The 632-nt window shown below is 37.2% G+C and carries 1 protein-coding gene; it reads left to right on the forward strand.

All coding sequences use genetic code 11. The annotated features are described in order from the left end of the window. On the forward strand, positions 1–285 hold a 285-nt coding region (locus VU18_RS16015), incomplete at its 5' end, for a hypothetical protein (RefSeq protein WP_047758513.1). Between the last annotated feature and the right edge of the window lie 347 nt (positions 286–632).

A 632-nucleotide genomic window follows, 5' to 3' on the forward strand; every position in this document is an offset into this window, starting at 1 on the left:
TTTATTCATAATAGAGGTGATTTTAAAATGATGATATCCAAATGGACAGAAATTGAGGACATGAAAACGGTATGGGAGATCATTAATAACGATGTCATTCAAACAACAAGAAGAAGAACTTCTGGACGGAAACAAGCCATAGATAAAATTGTAGATAAGTTAATTCAAGACCCAGATTTTTCAGCAAGGCTGCAAGCTAAAGACCCGAGAAATACAATTGCACAGCATGTCCGTGTATGGATTGACTATTTAGAGGGAACAGGTCCAAAGCCTCGAAAAAAATAAAATAATTGAATAGGGGGCAAAAGGGGAAACGGAATAGATGATTAACTATCTATTCCGTTATTTTTTGCATTGAATGGGCAGAAAAATATGATTTTCGGGTGCCTGCTGGCTATGTTTGACTCACAGTCAGGATGCTTTCTCCTTTCTCTTCTCCTCTTCTCTCTTAGCTCTACGGTTCTGTTGCGCCAGCAAGCCTAACTAATTGATGCATTATATCGCCTTTCCGCAATAAGAGAATATTACCATTACATTTGTTAAATTTTATAGAAATAATACTCCCGCATAGGAAAATTCGGGGCGCAATACCTAAAAAATGTTATACATCCTTATACCCGTGGTGCTAGATA

The sequence above is a fragment of the Geobacillus sp. ZGt-1 genome (assembly GCF_001026865.1).
In the GTDB taxonomy this organism is placed as follows: Bacteria; Bacillota; Bacilli; order Bacillales; family Anoxybacillaceae; genus Geobacillus; species Geobacillus thermoleovorans.